This window comes from Rhizobium sp. 62_C5_N11_2, from assembly GCF_051811185.1.
In the GTDB taxonomy this organism is placed as follows: Bacteria; Pseudomonadota; Alphaproteobacteria; order Rhizobiales; family Rhizobiaceae; genus Rhizobium; species Rhizobium leguminosarum.
The window spans coordinates 1,116,988-1,133,498 of sequence record NZ_JBPWPW010000001.1 but is presented as its reverse complement, the minus strand read 5'-3'; the positions used below and the strand labels follow the sequence as shown (position 1 = coordinate 1,133,498).

At 61.9% G+C, this 16,511-nt stretch carries 12 protein-coding genes; 5 read left to right on the top strand and 7 right to left on the bottom strand.

From position 1 onward, the window contains the following. Positions 1-71 precede the first annotated feature (71 nt). Positions 72-1,010, bottom strand: a complete 939-nt coding sequence (locus tag AB8B31_RS05760) for a DMT family transporter (RefSeq protein WP_131702272.1) — start codon at positions 1,008-1,010, stop codon at positions 72-74. Between AB8B31_RS05760 and AB8B31_RS05755 the strand changes: the two genes are divergently transcribed. From AB8B31_RS05755 to AB8B31_RS05740, 4 genes are all read left to right on the top strand, one after another. After that, positions 1,009-1,266: a hypothetical protein gene (locus tag AB8B31_RS05755; protein WP_028733907.1), complete on the top strand. Its 258-nt coding sequence runs from the start codon at positions 1,009-1,011 to the stop codon at positions 1,264-1,266. The two genes, AB8B31_RS05760 and AB8B31_RS05755, sit on opposite strands and share 2 nt — an antisense overlap. Before the next feature lie 89 nt (positions 1,267-1,355). Continuing rightward, on the top strand, positions 1,356-2,462 hold the full coding sequence (locus AB8B31_RS05750) for a methyl-accepting chemotaxis protein (protein ID WP_047619746.1): 1,107 nt from the start codon (positions 1,356-1,358) through the stop codon (positions 2,460-2,462). A 188-nt stretch (positions 2,463-2,650) separates the two neighbouring features. Beyond that, positions 2,651-5,299: an aminopeptidase N gene (pepN, locus tag AB8B31_RS05745; RefSeq protein ID WP_018241320.1), complete on the top strand. Its 2,649-nt coding sequence runs from the start codon at positions 2,651-2,653 to the stop codon at positions 5,297-5,299. Positions 5,300-5,491: 192 nt separating this feature from the next. Then, on the top strand, positions 5,492-7,801 hold the full coding sequence (locus AB8B31_RS05740; protein ID WP_018241319.1) for a PAS domain-containing sensor histidine kinase: 2,310 nt from the start codon (positions 5,492-5,494) through the stop codon (positions 7,799-7,801). 20 nt (positions 7,802-7,821) lie between these two features. Here the strand turns inward: AB8B31_RS05740 and AB8B31_RS05735 are convergent, their stop codons facing one another. The 6 genes from AB8B31_RS05735 to AB8B31_RS05710 form a co-directional block, all read right to left on the bottom strand. Further along, positions 7,822-8,169: a hypothetical protein gene (locus AB8B31_RS05735; RefSeq protein ID WP_128403839.1), complete on the bottom strand. Its 348-nt coding sequence runs from the start codon at positions 8,167-8,169 to the stop codon at positions 7,822-7,824. A gap of 98 nt (positions 8,170-8,267) precedes the next feature. After that, on the bottom strand, positions 8,268-11,225 hold the full coding sequence (locus AB8B31_RS05730) for a bifunctional [glutamine synthetase] adenylyltransferase/[glutamine synthetase]-adenylyl-L-tyrosine phosphorylase (protein WP_168297973.1): 2,958 nt from the start codon (positions 11,223-11,225) through the stop codon (positions 8,268-8,270). Positions 11,226-11,358: 133 nt separating this feature from the next. Continuing rightward, on the bottom strand, positions 11,359-12,768 hold the full coding sequence (locus AB8B31_RS05725) for a sensor histidine kinase (RefSeq protein WP_439007420.1): 1,410 nt from the start codon (positions 12,766-12,768) through the stop codon (positions 11,359-11,361). After that, entirely contained in the window at positions 12,765-13,520 is a 756-nt protein-coding gene (locus tag AB8B31_RS05720) for a response regulator transcription factor (RefSeq protein WP_018241315.1), read from the bottom strand. Before AB8B31_RS05720 ends, AB8B31_RS05725 begins: the two co-directional genes overlap by 4 nt. Before the next feature lie 66 nt (positions 13,521-13,586). Continuing rightward, positions 13,587-15,182 (bottom strand): Do family serine endopeptidase, encoded by a 1,596-nt coding sequence (locus AB8B31_RS05715; protein ID WP_018241314.1) that lies wholly within the window; start codon positions 15,180-15,182, stop codon positions 13,587-13,589. A 337-nt stretch (positions 15,183-15,519) separates the two neighbouring features. Continuing rightward, entirely contained in the window at positions 15,520-15,996 is a 477-nt protein-coding gene (locus AB8B31_RS05710; protein ID WP_197728238.1) for a MarR family winged helix-turn-helix transcriptional regulator, read from the bottom strand. 58 nt (positions 15,997-16,054) lie between these two features. Between AB8B31_RS05710 and AB8B31_RS05705 the strand changes: the two genes are divergently transcribed. Then, positions 16,055-16,474, top strand: a complete 420-nt coding sequence (locus AB8B31_RS05705) for a cupin domain-containing protein (RefSeq protein ID WP_018241312.1) — start codon at positions 16,055-16,057, stop codon at positions 16,472-16,474. Positions 16,475-16,511: the final 37 nt, after the last annotated feature.

Sequence of the window (16,511 nt, the reverse complement as noted above, 5' to 3'; positions counted from 1 at the left end):
ACCCTGTGAGCGCAAGTTTCAACCCACCGCAATCGCCGCGTTAAAACCTTCCATATCATACGCTTGCCGCGTCAGGCTTGCGGCATCGTGGCCTTGCGCGCCTCTCTCTGCTCGATGCCCAACTGATGCTCGCGAAAGATGATGAAGATGCCGGCGGCGATGACGATGACGGTGCCAATCAGCATGGTAACGCTCGGCACGTCGCCGAAGACAAAATAGGCGACGATACCGCCGAGCAGGATCGACGTATATTCGAACGGCGCGATGGTGGAGACGTCGGCATGGCGGTAACTTTCCGTCAGTAGGATCTGCGCGACGCCGCCGCAAAAACCGGCGGCGATCAGATAGAGCGCTGTCGGCCATGGCAGGATGAGCCAGCCGAAGGGAACAGAAGCCAGCGAGAAGACCGAGGCGGTGATCGAGAAATACAGCACGATCGTCGCCGTCTTCTCTTCCTCGACGAGGCGGCGCACCTGGATCATCGCCATGCCGCCGAGAACGGCCGAGAGCAGCACGCAGAGTGCGCCGACGGCCTGTTCTGCTTCCATGCCGCCGTCGCGAAACAGCGTAAGTTTCGGCCAGGAAACGATGGCGACGCCGACGATGCCGACCAGGACGGCGCTCCAGCGATAGATGCGCACGGTCTCGCCGAGAAAAACGGCAGCGAAGATGACGGCGACAAGCGGCAACGCGTAGCCGAGCGCGATCGCCTCCGGCAGCGGCAGATGCAGCAGGCCATAGAAACCGAAAGCCATCGACAAGATGCCGATCGTGCCGCGCTTCAGGTGACCGATTGGGTTGGCCGTGTAGAAGGCGGCGCGCAGCTGCCTGTTATAGGCGAGATAGGCCATGATCGGGAAGAGCGCGAAGAACGACCTGCAGAAGGTGACCTGACCGGGCGGGATGTCTGAGCCGGCCAGCTTGATGAAGGTCTGCATGGCCAGGAAGACCACGACCGACGAGACTTTCAGCGCAATGCCTCTCATCGGGTTTCTGAGAACCGAGTGCATGATCCTGGCTCTTAATACTGCTCAAGCGGAACGGGGGGACGCGTTCGACTCGGGAACGCAGCGGGTGACGTCTCCCATCGTAGCGAAAGAAAAAACCGATTGGCGAAAAAACCGCAAGCAACATCAGAGAATCACAGAAACGCCGTCAGCGGCAGGCTCAACCGTGCTGCTTATGCGCCACCGCTCTGAAATTTCTCGTTTTGAGCCATTCACCCCGAAAATGTTCATCTCGCGGGGCCAGCCGTTAACCAATTGAAAACCATAGGCAAGCATCGTTTTTTATCGCTGATCTCGAAATTTTCTTCACCACACAAACAATTGCCCGCTCCTTCCAGGATCCTTTTGATGAAGCCGCTTAGCGCCGAAACCATTGCCCAGTCGCAGAATGCGACACCGCGGTCCATGCGCGTCGTCACGGACGGCATCAGCACCGATCTCGAGCGCTTCAGCGCCGACAACACCAATATCGTCAAGCAGATTAAGCTGCTGGCGATCAATGCGCTGATCGAGGCAGCCAGAGCCGGCGAGACCGGAAAGGGCTTCGCTGTCGTTGCCAACGAGGTGCAGCGGCTGGCGCAGATCGCAACCGACATTACCGGCAGGTTCGAGAGCAACGTGCTTGGCCGCATCGGCCTCAGCCGCGCCATGGCGGATTCGCTGGTCGAGGAGATGGAGGGCGTTCGCCTGACCGATCTGGCGCAGACACTGGTGCAGCTCATCGTCCGCAACCTTTTCGAACGCACGGCCGACGTGCGCTGGTGGGCGACGGACCCGGCACTCTGGCAGGCACTGCAGGAACCGGGCCGGGAAACCGTCGCCTTTGCGGCGGAGCGTCTCGGCGCCATCAACCGCTTCTACACCGTCTATCTCGATCTCGTCATGACCGATCTCTCGGGCAAGGTGATCGCATCCGCCAATCCCAAGTTCCAGCGCAAGATCGCAGGCACGAGCCTTGCCGGCGATCCGTGGTTCCGGGCGGCGTCGGCCTGCTCCTCCGGCGACGCGTATATCGTTGACGACGTCAAAGCGAGCCCGCTGCACGACAACAGGCATGCGCTCGTTTATGCCACAGGCATCCGCGAAGGGGGCAAGCTCGACGGGCGGCTGATCGGCACGCTCGGCGTCTATTTCGACTGGCAGAACCAGGGCCAGGCGATCGTCGAGAAGGAGGCCAACCTGCCGCCGCAGTTGGCGGAAAGAACGACTGTCATGCTGCTCGACGGCAAGAGCCGGGTCATCGCCACCACCAATCCCACCTTGCTCTTTTCCCATTTCGCGCTCGCCAACCCGTCCGGCCAGGCGAAAGGCAGCTACTACGACAATAGCGGCTCTATCGTCGCCTTCGCGCGCACCCTCGGCTACGAGGATTACGACGGGCTCGGCTGGTACGGCGTCGTCGTGCAACAGACGGAAAACGACGCGACGATCAAGGCGGCACTCAATCTGAAGTAGTGCCCATCTCCTTGTGGCCGTGTTCATCCGTTGCCAATAAGATATTTTGCCCGCGAACTTGGCGTTCGCGGGCAATTTGCTTTAAGTTTAGTTCAGACTTTAATGTAATCATGCCCGGCAAAATTTATGGCAGAGTGCGCCCGCCTCTGTATTCCGCGGTTGTCCAATAACGGTCTTCAGGAAACACCATGCGAACAGATACCGGCCAGGTCATTCATCTGGCAGATTACCGTCCCACCGACTTCGTGCTGGAACGCGTGGACCTCACTTTCGAACTCGACCCGACGGAGACAAAGGTCGAGGCGCGTCTCATCTTTCATCGTCGCCCGGGCGCCGATCCGACAGCGCCGATCGTTCTCGACGGCGACGAGCTGACGTTGTCGGGGCTGCTGTTTGACCAGGTGGAGCTGGACCCTTCGCGTTACGACGCAACACCGGAAGGCCTGACGGTGCGCGACCTGCCGGAGAGCGCGCCCTTCGAACTGACGATCACCACCATCATCAATCCTGAGGCCAATACCAAGCTGATGGGCCTTTACCGCACCGGTGGCATCTACTGCACGCAGTGCGAGGCGGAGGGTTTCCGCCGCATCACCTATTTCCCCGACCGGCCCGATGTGCTTGCGCCGTTCACGGTCAACATCATTGCCGACAAGGACGCCAACCCGCTGCTTTTGTCGAACGGCAACTTCCTCGGCGGCGCCGGCTACGGCCCCGGCAAACATTTCGCCGCCTGGTTCGACCCGCATCCGAAGCCGAGCTATCTCTTCGCGCTCGTCGCCGGCGATCTTGGCGTCGTCGAAGACACGTTCACGACGATGTCCGGCCGTGAGGTGGTGCTGAAGATCTATGTCGAGCACGGCAAAGAGCCGCGCGCAGCCTATGCGATGGACGCGCTGAAACGCTCGATGAAGTGGGACGAAGAGAGGTTCGGCCGCGAATACGATCTCGATATCTTCATGATCGTCGCCGTCTCGGATTTCAACATGGGCGCGATGGAGAACAAGGGCCTCAACGTCTTCAACGACAAATACGTCCTTGCCGATCCCGAGATCGCGACCGATGCCGACTATGCCAATATCGAGGCGATCATCGCGCATGAATATTTCCACAACTGGACCGGCAACCGCATCACCTGCCGCGACTGGTTCCAGCTGTGCCTCAAGGAAGGCCTGACGGTCTATCGCGACCACGAATTCTCGTCCGACCAGCGCTCGCGCGCCGTCAAGCGCATCGCCGAAGTGCGCCACCTGAAATCGGAGCAGTTCCCGGAAGATGGCGGCCCGCTCGCTCACCCGGTGCGGCCGACGAAATATCGCGAGATCAATAATTTCTACACGACGACCGTCTACGAAAAGGGCAGCGAAGTTACGCGCATGATCGCGACACTGCTCGGCAAGGACGGCTTCAAGAAAGGCATGGACCTCTATTTCGACCGCCACGACGGCCAGGCCGTGACGATCGAGGATTTCGTCAAATGCTTCGAAGATGCAAGCGGGCGCGACCTCAGCCAATTCTCGCTCTGGTACCATCAGGCCGGCACGCCGCTCGTCACCGCATCGGGCAGCTATGATGCGGCAGCCGGCAGCTTCACCCTGTCGCTCGAACAGATGATCCCGGCAACGCCCGGCCAACCGAGCAAGGAGCCGATGCATATTCCGCTCAGCCTCGCGCTGTTTGGCGAAAACGGCGGCAAGATCGAACCGACTTCGGTCGACGGCGCGGAATATACCGGCGAGGTGCTGCATCTCACTGGCCGCACACAGACGGCCGTGTTCCATGGCATTGGCACGCGGCCGGTCGTTTCGATCAACCGCAGCTTCTCGGCGCCGATCAACCTGCATTTCGATCAGAGCCCAGCCGATCTCGCCCGCCTCGCGCGCCATGAGACCGATCATTTCGCCCGCTGGCAGGCGCTGACCGATCTGGCGCTGCCGAACCTCCTGAAAGCGGCTCGTGACGCCCGCGAGGGCAAGCCTGTTGTCAGCGAGGCGACCTTCGTCGAGACGCTGATCGCGGCCGCCGCCGACGAGAGCCTCGAGCCTGCCTTCCGTGCCCAGGCACTGGCTCTGCCGAGCGAATCCGATATCGCCCGCGAACTCGGCGGCAACAACGATCCCGATGCCATCCATGCCGGCCGGCAGGCGATCCTGAAACAGATCGCCGATACTGGAAAGGACGTCTTTACCGGCCTCTACGCGGCGATGACGACATCAGGCGATTTCAGCCCGGATGCGAAGAGCGCCGGCCTGCGCGCGCTGCGCAATACCGCCCTCACCTATCTCTCACATGCCGAACAGACGCCGGCGCGCACCAAGTCCGCCTTCGATGCGGCCAACAACATGACCGATCTCAGCCATGCGCTGACGATCCTCGCCCATCGTTTCCCCGATAGCGCCGAGACGCGCGAGGCGCTCGCCACCTTCCGTGACCGCTTCGCGGAAAATGCGCTCGTCATCGACAAATGGTTAGCGATCCAGGCCGGCATTCCGGGTGCAAAGACCCTGGGCCGTGTCCGCGGCCTGATGGACGATCCGCTCTTCAAGCGGACCAATCCCAACCGGATGCGGGCACTGGTCGGCACCTTCGCCTTTGCCAATCCGACCGGATTCGGCCGCGCCGACGGCGAAGGCTATCGTTTCCTCGCCGAGCAGATTCTCGATATCGACCAGCGCAACCCGCAGCTTGCCGCCCGCATCCTCACCTCGATGCGCTCCTGGCGCTCGCTGGAACCGACGCGTGCCGATCACGCCCGCTCGGCCCTCATCGAGATCGAGCGGGCCGCCGCTCTTTCGACCGACGTGCGCGATATCGTCGAGCGCACGCTTAAAGGGTGATTTGCTTCGACCGGCCGTCCCGAAAAATTCGGCGGCCGGTCGCCCAGCACGTCGAATCACCTGGAAAAACCCGAAATTATAAATAGTTAACGGATTTTTACCTTTGCCTCTGGACAAGGCGAATCACCCATGATTCTCTAGGTCAGGTTCGAGCGAGCGGCGCGCGAATCACACGAGGGACAAGGCGAAGAGATGATGGACGTGCGGCGGGCAACCGTGGCCGAAGGACGGCTGCGTGTCGATTTTGACGGGCTGAAAGCCTGGCGCGACAGCCTTTCCGGTCATGCGACATCGGAACCACTTCTCCGTTATCTGCCGAAGGCCGAGCTGGTCTTGAAGCGAGCCATTCCGGCGCTGATCGTCGCCTTCCTCTTCGTCGTCGCCGCCTCGCATTTCTTCGGCATGATGAGCGAGTACGGGCGCCTGGAGGCCTCGGCGCGCCATGCCACCGCCCTTTCGGCGGCGACCGCCTCTGCCGTGTTTGCCGATGCGGCCGACATTTTCGACAACGGCGATATGACCGAGGCGCAGGCCCGCCTCGCCAAATTCCTGCCGCAGGACCGGCTCGACAGCGGCGCCTTCGTGCTGCTCGTGCAGGCAAGCGGCAAGGTTTTTGCCGCGACCACCGCCGGGCTTTCGCATGTGGGCAGCAATGTCGGTGATTTCTTCCCCGAAGTCTCGGCGATCCGGCGCTTCGGCGATCGCGCCGGCGTCATCGAAACGACGATCGGCGGCGTGCCGCATTATGCCGAGATCACGCTGGTGGGCAATGCCGGCGGTTATGTCGTCGCCGCCACCTCGCTCGACGAGATCGGCCGGCTCTGGCGCGAGGAGCTGGCGCTCAACGTCACGCTGTTTGCCGGCATCTCCTCGATCCTGCTCGTCATCCTCTATGCCTATTACACGCAGGTGAAGCGCGCCCGCGATGCCGACGACATCTTCCTGGAATCGAACCTGCGCGTCGAGACGGCGCTGTCGCGCGGCCGCTGTGGCCTCTGGGATTTCGATTTCGAGAACCGCGAATTCTTCTGGTCGCGCTCGATGTACGACATGCTCGGCCTGCCGGGCTCCGACAAGACGATGGGCTTCGGCGAAGCCGCCCGGCTGATGCATCCCGATGACGGCGGGCTCTACGAGATCGCGCGCGCCATCGGCAAGGGCGCTTCCGGCCAGGTCGATCAGATCTTCCGCATGCGCCATGCCGGCGGCCACTATGTCTGGATGCGGGCCCGCGCCCAGGTGATCCGCAGCAATTCCGGCCGCATGCACCTGATCGGCATCGCCATGGACGTGACTGAACAGCATCGGCTCGCCCAGCGCTACGCAGAAGCCGACCAGCGCCTGGCCGACGCCATCGAATGCACCTCGGAAGCCTTCGTGCTCTGGGACAAGAACGATCGCCTCGTCATGTGCAACACGCATTTCCAGCAGGCCTATGGCCTGCCGGACAGCGTGCTTGTGCCCGGCACCGAGCGCTCGACCGTCAATGCCGCCGCGGCCCGTCCGGTCATCGAGCGACGGATTTCCGATGCCGACGGCTCCGGCTATTCGCGGACGACGGAAGTACAGCTTGCCGACGAGCGCTGGCTGCAGATCAACGAGCGGCGCACCCGCGACGGTGGCAGGGTCTCCGTCGGAACCGACATCACGCTGATGAAACGCCATCAGGAGCGGCTGCGCGAATCCGAACGCCGGCTGATGGCAACGATCGGCGATCTTTCCGCTTCGCGCCAGACGCTGGAGAGCCAGAAAGCCGAGCTCTCGACGGCCAACGCCAACTATCAGGCGGAGAAGGAACGCGCCGAAGCCGCCAACAAGGCGAAATCGGAATTCCTCGCCAACATGTCGCATGAACTGCGCACGCCGCTCAACGCCATCCTCGGCTTCTCGGAAATCCTGCAGAACCAGATGTTCGGGCCGCTTGGCTCGCTGAAATACGACGAATATGCCCGCGATATCCATGACAGCGGCAAACATCTCCTCAACGTCATCAACGACATTCTCGACATGTCGAAGATCGAGGCCGGCCACGTCAGACTGCATTGCGAGCGCATCGATCTTGTGCCTCTGATCGAGGAAAGCCTGCGTTTCACCGCCATTCCGGCGGCTGAAAAGAACATCGTCATCGAACAGCGCATCTGCTCCGGCTTGACGCTGACGGCCGACCGCCGGGCGATGAAACAGGTGCTGCTCAACCTGCTCTCCAATGCGGTGAAGTTCACCAACAGCGGCGGCCGCATCGCGGTGCGTACGCGCCGCGTCGACGGCTTCGTCGTCGTCACCATCGCCGATACCGGCATCGGCATTCCACGCTCGGCGCTTGCGAAGATCGGCCAGCCCTTCGAACAGGTGCAGAACCAGTATGCCAAGAGCAAAGGCGGCTCCGGCCTCGGCCTCGCCATTTCCCGCTCGCTGACCTCACTGCATGGCGGTCGCATGAAGATCCGCTCACGCGAGGCCGTGGGTACGGTGATCTCGCTGCGGATTCCGGACGACGTCTAGCAATTGGCTTTTCAAATCGTTCATCGATTTTCCGAGCGATCCTGGGACTGCTTTCGCCCCTGCCTTTCCTTTATCTGCCGAATCTCGGCAAGCTGGCCTTTGAGTACGACCAAGGCGTCTTGTTCCTCTTGTGAAAGGTTCTCCAACGGAACATGTTTCAGCAGTACCTCAAGCGCATCGCCAATGCGGCCGATCTGCCGACCATAGCTCCCCACCTCGTCCAGAATCGTTTGTTCCGTTTCGGGCGCCGGCGTCGATCCAAGATCAATGTTGACGAAGCCGATCTGTGATCCCTGCTGATAAAATGTCCACGGATTGATGGCCTGCCAGAGCCTTTCAGGCGCCAGTGCAAAATTGAAGGTTTTCATTTTCCATTCCCCGCGATTGAAACGGCAACATAGGAGAAGTCGGTCAGTCAGGCGATTGCGGCGCGGACAATCACTGCATATTTCCGCGGCGACATCCGTCAGGCCTTCACGATGCTCAGGAATATCTTCCTGACCGCTTTTGCCAGCCGCTTCACCTCCCCCTCCAGCGTCTTGATATCAGGGCAATCGCCGGCGCGGTAGACGAGTTCAACGAGGCCTGATGGCGCGTCCTTGGGATCGAATAGGCCGTCAATGCAGAGGCGGATCAACTGCGAAAGACCGGTATAGAGCGCAAAGGCCTCAAGGCAGGTATCGAGATCTGCCGGCGCCATCAGCCGGTCGCCAAGGGCCTTCAAGGCCTCGCCAGTGCTAAGCCCGTTCACGGGCGTGCCGACACCTTTGGACGGAGCGATCAGCGCCAGGTACTGGGCGATGAATTCCAGATCGATGACGCCGCCGGGGATCTGCTTCAGGTCCCATGGACCGCCCGGCGGCTTTTCCTTGTCGATCAGTTCGCGCATCTCGGCAACGTCATGCGCCACCTTGGCAATGTCACGATCGGCCGACAGCACCTCCCGGACGATCAGTTCCGCTTCGGCGATCAGGCTCTCATTGCCGCAGATCAGCCGGGCGCGGCTGAGCGCCATATGCTCCCAGGTCCATGCCTCTTCGCGCTGATACTTGCCGAAGGCATTGATACGGGTGGCGACCGGCCCCTTGTTGCCGGATGGGCGCAGCCGCATGTCGACCTCATAGAGCACACCTTCGGCGGTCGGCGCCGACAAGGCGGCCATCAGCCTCTGGGTGATGCGGGTGAAGTAACGGGTCGCGTCGAGCGGCTTCGGCCCATCGGATTCGGAGGCCGTGTCATCATAGTCATAGAGCAGGATCAGATCGATGTCGGAACCGGCCGTCAGCTCGAAGCTGCCGAGCTTGCCCATGCCGGCGACCGCGATGCGCCCGCCGGGATAGTCGCCGTGCGCGGCCTGCATCTCGCCGATCACGGCATCGAGTGCCGCTGCGATGATGAGGTCGGCGAGATGGGTGAAGGCGCGCGCCGCCATCTGGCCGTTGATCGCGCCGGTGAGCAGGCGGATGCCGATCAGGAAGCGCTGCTCGGCGGCGAAGATCCGCAGCCGGTCGAGCACCTCTTCATAATGGCGGGCCTGGGCAAGCGAGCCCTTCAGCCGTTCGCCGAGATAATCACGGGTCGGCAGCTCTGCCATCAGCCCGGGATCGAGCATGCCATCGAAGACGTGCGGCTTGGCGGCGATCACCTCGGCAAGCCGGGGTGCTGAGGACATGATATTGACGATCAGCGACAGCAGCGCCGGGTTGCTGCCGAGCAGCGAGAAGAGCTGGATGCCGGAGGGAAGGCCGGAGATGAAGCTGTCGAAGCGCAGCAGCGCCTCGTCGGCACGCTTGCTTTCGCCGAAGACCCGCAGGAGCTCCGGCGCCAGCTCCGTCAGCCTTTCACGCGCCTCGACCGATTGCGTGGCGCGGTAGCGGCCATAGTGCCAGGTGCGGATGATGCGGGAAATGTCGGACGGCCTGTTGAAGCCGAGTTTCTTCAAGGTCTCCAACGTGTCCGGATCGTCACCCTGGCCGGTGAAGACGAGGTTTCCGGTATCGGTGGAAAGCCTGCTCTCCTGTTCGAAGAGGTGGGCATAACGCCGCTCGACTGTCTTCAGCACGCCGACCAGCCGTTCGGAGAAGCTCGGCGTGTCGGAGAAGCCCATCATGAAGGCGATGCGCTTCAGGTCGGCATCGGTTTCCGGCAGCAGGTGGGTCTGCTCGTCGCGCACCATCTGGATGCGATGCTCGACATCGCGCAGGAACCAGTAGGCCTCCGTCAGTTCGTCACGGGTTTCCGCGTCAATCCATTTCGCCTTGGTGAGTTCACCGAGCGTCTCCTCCGTCGCCCGACCGCGCAATGCCGGCATGCGACCGCCGGCGATCAGTTGCTGGGTCTGGACGAAGAATTCGATCTCCCGAATGCCGCCGCGGCCGAGCTTGACGTTATGGCCCTTGACCGCGATCGCACCATGGCCCTTATGCGCGTGGATCTGCCGCTTGATCGAATGGATATCGGCAATCGCCGCGTAATCGAGATATTTGCGGAAGACGAAAGGGGCGAGCCCGCGCAGGAAATCGCCGCCCGCAGCAAGGTCGCCGGCAACGGCGCGCGCCTTGATGAAGGCCGCCCGCTCCCAGTTCTGCCCCCTGCCCTCGTAATAGATCATCGCCGCATCGACCGGGATCGCCAGCGGCGTCGAACCGGGATCGGGGCGCAATCTGAGATCGGTGCGGAAGACGTAGCCGTCGGCTGTCCGCTCCTGCAGGATGCGCACCAACCGGCGCATCATCCTCGGGAAAACCTCGATCGCGTCATCCGGGTCAGGCACGATGCCCGCCTGTTCGTCAAAGACGACGACGAGGTCGATATCGGAGGAATAGTTGAGTTCCGATGCGCCGAGTTTGCCCATGCCGAGCACGATCAGCCCGGAGCCGTCGCTCGGTGCTGCCAGATCCCGCAGCCGCAGCTTTCCACCCTCATGCGCCGCCAACAGCAGATGGTCGATCGCGGCGGCAACCGAAGCTTCGGCAAGCTCGCTCAGCCAGGCCGTCGTCGCCCGGCCGTCGAAGATGCGTGCGAGATCTGCGAGTGCGACGAGGAAGGCCACCTTGCGCTTGATGATGCGCAGCCTGCTCATCACCACGGATTCCGAAGGCGCCGCCCCCTCGCCGTCCCTTTGCCAGCAGCGCCGCGCCTCGGCGACCAGCGCCTCGATCTGCGGCTCTAGCGGTTCAGTGATGGCGCCAGCGAGGATGGCGGGATCGAGATTGACGATTTCGCGTAGATAAGGCGACAGCGTCAGAACGGCCGCGATGAAATCGCGAAGCGGGCTCTCCGTCTTCAGCATCGCAGCCACTAACGGCTCGCTCTTGCCGGCCTCCTGAAGGTCGGCCAGTGCCAGCTTCAACTCCGTCTGGTTCAGCGGACGCAGCAGCCCTTCGGCGACATCCTTCAGACCATGCGTCGATTTCGTCAGCATGCACTCTCCCTGCTTTAGCGCCTAGGGAAACGACCACGCAGAATCGCGGGAACGCCTCCCTGACCGGCATTAAACTAGGGTCTTGGCGGAAAACCGCCAATACGCGATTCAGCCGATCATCGGCATCGAGTCATCAGGCAGCCTTGGCCGGGAAGATCATGCTGACGGTCAATCCGCGCTGTTCGGGCTTGTCAGGATCGGTATCGGAGAGTTCCAACCGGCCGTTGTGCAGCTCCATCACCGCCTCCACCAGCGAAAGCCCGAGCCCTGTCCCGGGCTTCGACCGGCTTTCATCGAGGCGGACGAAGCGCTTCACCACGTCGTCGCGCCTGTCGGCCGGAACGCCCGGCCCATGGTCGGCGACCGAAAGGCAGATGCCATCCGGGCGGCGGGCAAGCTTCAGTGACACCTTGCCCGCTCCTTCCGTGTTAGAGGAATATTTGATGGCATTGTCGAGCAGGTTGAAGATTGCCTGGCCGATCAGCTCGCGATTGCCCTGCACCTCGACATCAGGCTCGATGCTGAAGCTGAGGCCGAGCCCGGCCTCCTCCGCCGCCGGTTCGTAAAGCTCGGCGCTATCGGAGACGATGGTCGAAAGCTCCACCGACGACATCTCGGCCGCGACCGATCCTGCCTCGACGCGGGAGATCATCAACAACGCGTTGAAGGTGCGGATCAGTTGGTCCGATTCGGAGATGATGCCTTCGAGCGCGGTGCGCCGCGTCTCGCCATCGGCGATATCGAGCGCATCGGCCGCCTTGTTGCGCAGCCGCGTCAGCGGCGTCTTGAGATCGTGGGCGATGTTGTCGGAGACTTGCCGCAGGCCCTCGTTCAGCTTCTCGATGCGCTCCAGCATGGTATTCAAAGACATCGACAACCGGTCGAATTCATCGCCCGATCCGCCCACCGGCAGGCGCTGCGACAGATCGCCGGCCATGATCTTCTTGCTGGCATCCGACATGCGGTCGATGCGTTTCAGCGCGTTGCGGCCGATGGCGAACCAGATGATGATGGCGCCAAGCCCCATGATCGCCAAGGCTACCATCAGCGCCTGGCGCACCAGCAGGCGGAATCGCTCGGGGTCGCCGAGGTCGCGGCCGATCAATATTCGCAGGCCGTTGTCGAGCACGAAGATATTGGCGATCGCCCTATGTCGGCGCTCGACGCCACTGTCGGTATAACGCTGATAGATGAAGGGCGCGGAGGTCCAGCCGATCTCCTCGAAGACACCCGGCTGCACCGAGGCGACGTTGCCGGCAAGAATATCGCCCGAGGGACCGGCGATGATGTAGAGATTGGCGCCCGGCTGGCGGGCACGCCGCTCCATCGTGCGCAGCAGAAGGTTCATGCCGCCGGTGTCAAAGGCGCGCTGCACCTGCTCCACCTCCTGCCTGACGGCGTCGCGGATCTGGCCCGTCAGCAGCCGCTCCGACATCGCCGTCACATAGAAGACGAGCGTCGCGGCGCAGATGGCGAAAAGCAGGATGTAGAGTGCCGAAAGGCGGACTGCGGTGGACTTGAAGAGAACCTTGAAACGGCTCATCCCTCATCCTTGATCATGTACCCCGCGCCGCGAATGGTCTTCAGCAGCGGCTGGCTGTAGTCCTTCTCGATCTTCGAGCGCAAGCGCGAGACATGGACGTCGATGACGTTGGTCTGCGGGTCGAAGTGGTAGTCCCAGACGTTTTCGAGCAGCATGGTGCGGGTCACCACCTGGCCGGCATTCTTCATCAGATATTCGAGCAGGCGGAATTCGCGCGGCTGCAGCGGGATCTCCTTGCCGCTGCGGCGCACCTCGTGGGAGAGCCGATCGAGTTCGAGATCGCCGACGCGATAGACGACGTCCTGATCCGGCGTGCCCTTGCGGCGGCCGAGCACCTCGACGCGCGCCAGCAACTCGCTGAAGGCATAAGGCTTCGGCAGGTAATCGTCACCGCCGGCACGAAGGCCGGTCACGCGGTCATCAACCTGGCCCAGCGCGGAGAGGATGAGGACCGGCGTATGGATGGCCTTGCGGCGCAACTCACTGATGACGGAGAGCCCGTCGCGGCGTGGCAGCATGCGGTCGATGACGATGACGTCATAGGTATTTTCCGACCCCATGAACAGACCGCTCTCGCCGTCGCTGGCGTGATCGGCGACGATGCCCGCCTCGCGAAAGGCTTTCGTGAGGTAGACCGCGGCTTCGAGATCATCTTCGATGATGAGAATCTTCATGCGGCCGACATTACCCACCGGCTGCGTTTCGGCAAGGCTCAAAGCATCTTCCTGCGGGGCGGCGCTCATGGCGATCATCCTTCAAAGGTCAGAAGAATCGAGCCGCGCGGACTTTCGTCCGCACGGCTCCCGTTGTCTTGAGGATCAGCCCTGGCCGTTGATCGGAAGCGCGACGAAACGGCTTCCTTCGTTGGACTGGATCTGGAAGAGCGCGCGGGTGCGACCGTCCTTCTTGGCCTGGTTCAACACCTTGACGACCTCGTCGGGGCTGGAGACCTCCTGGTTGTTGACCGAAGTGATCTTTTCGCCTTCCTTGATGCCCTTGTCGGCGGCGTCGGAGTCCGGGTCGATGGCGGTGATCGCCAGGCCCTTGCCGTCATCGGACGGACCGACCGTCAGGCCGAGATCGGCAAGCGCCTTCTCGGAAGCCGGCGCCTCGGGCTGCTGCGGCTGGCTGTTGTCATCGGCGGACGCATCCTTCTGGTCGACCGGCAGCGTGCCGAGTTCGACGGTGAGAGGCTGGGCCTTGCCAGCACGCCAGACCGAAAGCTCGACCTTGCTGCCCGGCTGCATCGCGCCGATGCGGCGGCTGAGATCACGGGCATCCTTGATCGTCTCACCATTCAGCGCGGTGACGACGTCGCCAGCCTTCATGCCGGCCTTGTCACCCGGCGAACCGGCCTGCGGGGCAACGACCAGGGCGCCGCTCGGCTCGGAAAGGCCGATGGATTCGGCGATGTCCTTGGTCACCGGCTGGATCTGGACACCCAGCCAGCCGCGCGAGACCTGGCCGTCCTTCATCAGATCGGCGACGACATCCTTGGCGGTCGAGGCAGGAATGGCGAAGGCGATGCCGACGCTGCCGCCCGACGGCGAGAAGATCGCAGTGTTGATGCCGACGACCTCACCGCTGAGGTTGAAGGTCGGACCGCCGGAGTTGCCGCGGTTCACGGCGGCATCCACCTGCAGATAATCGTCATAAGGACCGGAGCCGATATCGCGACCGCGAGCCGAGACGATGCCGGCTGTGACCGTGCCGCCGAGGCCGAAGGGATTGCCGACGGCAACGACCCAGTCGCCGACGCGGACATTGTTGTCGTCGGCCCAGTTGACGTAGGTGAACTTCTTGCCCTTGCCGTCAACCTTCAGCACGGCGAGATCGGTGCGCGGGTCCTTGCCGATCAGCTTGGCATCGAGTTCGGTGCCGTCATTCATGACCGCGACGAAGGCCTGACCATCGGAAACGACGTGATTGTTGGTGACGATGTAGCCGTCCTCGGAGATGAAGAAGCCGGAGCCTTGGGCCACGGGGCGGAGGCGGCCCTTGCCGCCCGGACCATTCGGACCACCATTCGGTCCGTTCTGGCCGAAGCGCCTGGGATGGCCCTGCTGATCATTCGGATCCTGACCGAACTGCTTGAAGAACCGCTTCAACGGATGATCGTCGGGAAGGTCGTCGAAGCCGCGGCCGTTGAAATCGAAGGAGAAGCCGTCATTGTTGTTGTCGGAGACGGGATTGACGCGATTTTCGACCCGGACGGAAACGACAGCCGGTGAAACGGCGTCGACGACATTGGCGAAGCTCGGAACGGCGGGCGCCTGAACTTTGACAGCTTCAGCATAAGACCGGGTAATTTCGAGCGGAACGCCGGTTGCGAGCACAGCGGCTGCGATACCGGCGACGGTAGAAGCCTTGAGCACAGTGGCGAGGGACGGACGTCCGTTGAAATTCTTGAGCATTGGAGCACCTTCTCTTGTTCTTAGTTCTCAGAGCCGGCGATGCCGGATCAGTCGATGAGTAAAGATATAGGACGCCGCACCTTACTGCGAACTGTCCGGCCAATGAAAAGTTGGTAATGTTTGCAATGTTTGGCAAACGGCCGAACGTATATGGGCCTTCACCCGCGGCGGCTCCGGCTCAGGTAGACTGCGCTGCACGCGCTCCTTTGCGGAAGCGGCCTTCAATTCCCGTGGACTTCGGTCGGCTAATATTTATGCTTTCAGGCCGGCTCACCTTCAGAGGTACGGTTCTCGATCCATTCTGAGACAGTCCTTACCACCGTTGCAAAGTTGAGTTTTAGCGGTTTGTCGGTTCTTGTGCTTTGGTCGACAGCTGCTTCAGCACATCCACGAAGTCATCGAAGCGCTCCTTTCCAACCTCTTTGGACCATTGCTCATGCAACTGCCGAAGACATCCGAAAATGGCTGCGACTACTTCATGTCCCCGTGGCGTCAGATAGACCAGTCGGCGATCGCTGCCGTCGGCTGCACGACGCTCGACATAGCCCAGGTCTTCAAGCTGGCTGAGCAGATAGTTCACAGCTTGTCGCGACATCCGCTTCTGACGCGCGAGCTCGGACGGTCTGATGCCATCCGGCAGCGGAAACGAGAACACGGCAAAATGCGTCTCCTGGAAGTCAACAAACCCCGCCTCGTGAATGGCTTGCAGCATACGGTCGCGCACATGCTGCCAGACAACGCGCAGCAGCGCGCCGAAGAACGGCGGACCGGGCAATGCGTCGGGAATTGAATGCGGGGACAATGGGATTGACATATATGTAAAGTCACTTTACGTTTTGATGTAAAGTTACTTTACATTGTGGGGACCTTGGATGGAAGCGGTGCGAAACGATATTGTGCGGATCGGGCAACTCGAACTGCGTTTTCTCATCTGTGAAGTCGGCGCGACGGTGTTTGAATTCACAGTGCCATCTCGGGCGCGCGTCCCCGCTCCGCACAGTCATCGGGATGCTGACGAATTCCTCTACGGCCTTGAAGGCGCGCTCACTGTCATCGTCGACGGCCAAACGCACGAGATTCGCGCCGGCGACGCCATATTCATTCCGCGAGGGGCGGTGCACCATCACGAGAACCTGCATGATGGCGCAGCCAAGGTCTTGGCGACCATCACGCCGGGTACAATTGGACGGCGTTATTTCGAGGAAATTGCCGAGGTGGTGAACGTGCCCGGCAAACCGGACCTCGCGAAGGCCAATGAGATCATGCTCCGCCACGGACTGGTCCCGGTCTGATCAGCTCACCCAAGCCTCGCAATTTTCCAGTTGATTG

Bases quoted from the DNA above. Each gene is read 5' to 3' on its own strand.
- AB8B31_RS05755 (WP_028733907.1), top strand. From the start codon at position 1,009: ATGATCCTGGCTCTTAATACTGCTCAAGCGGAACGGGGGGACGCGTTC.
- AB8B31_RS05760 (WP_131702272.1), bottom strand. From the start codon at position 1,010: ATGCACTCGGTTCTCAGAAACCCGATGAGAGGCATTGCGCTGAAAGTC.
- AB8B31_RS05750 (WP_047619746.1), top strand. From the start codon at position 1,356: ATGAAGCCGCTTAGCGCCGAAACCATTGCCCAGTCGCAGAATGCGACA.
- pepN (WP_018241320.1), top strand. From the start codon at position 2,651: ATGCGAACAGATACCGGCCAGGTCATTCATCTGGCAGATTACCGTCCC.
- AB8B31_RS05740 (WP_018241319.1), top strand. From the start codon at position 5,492: ATGATGGACGTGCGGCGGGCAACCGTGGCCGAAGGACGGCTGCGTGTC.
- AB8B31_RS05735 (WP_128403839.1), bottom strand. From the start codon at position 8,169: ATGAAAACCTTCAATTTTGCACTGGCGCCTGAAAGGCTCTGGCAGGCC.
- AB8B31_RS05730 (WP_168297973.1), bottom strand. From the start codon at position 11,225: ATGCTGACGAAATCGACGCATGGTCTGAAGGATGTCGCCGAAGGGCTG.
- AB8B31_RS05725 (WP_439007420.1), bottom strand. From the start codon at position 12,768: ATGAGCCGTTTCAAGGTTCTCTTCAAGTCCACCGCAGTCCGCCTTTCG.
- AB8B31_RS05720 (WP_018241315.1), bottom strand. From the start codon at position 13,520: ATGATCGCCATGAGCGCCGCCCCGCAGGAAGATGCTTTGAGCCTTGCC.
- AB8B31_RS05715 (WP_018241314.1), bottom strand. From the start codon at position 15,182: ATGCTCAAGAATTTCAACGGACGTCCGTCCCTCGCCACTGTGCTCAAG.
- AB8B31_RS05710 (WP_197728238.1), bottom strand. From the start codon at position 15,996: ATGTCAATCCCATTGTCCCCGCATTCAATTCCCGACGCATTGCCCGGT.
- AB8B31_RS05705 (WP_018241312.1), top strand. From the start codon at position 16,055: ATGGAAGCGGTGCGAAACGATATTGTGCGGATCGGGCAACTCGAACTG.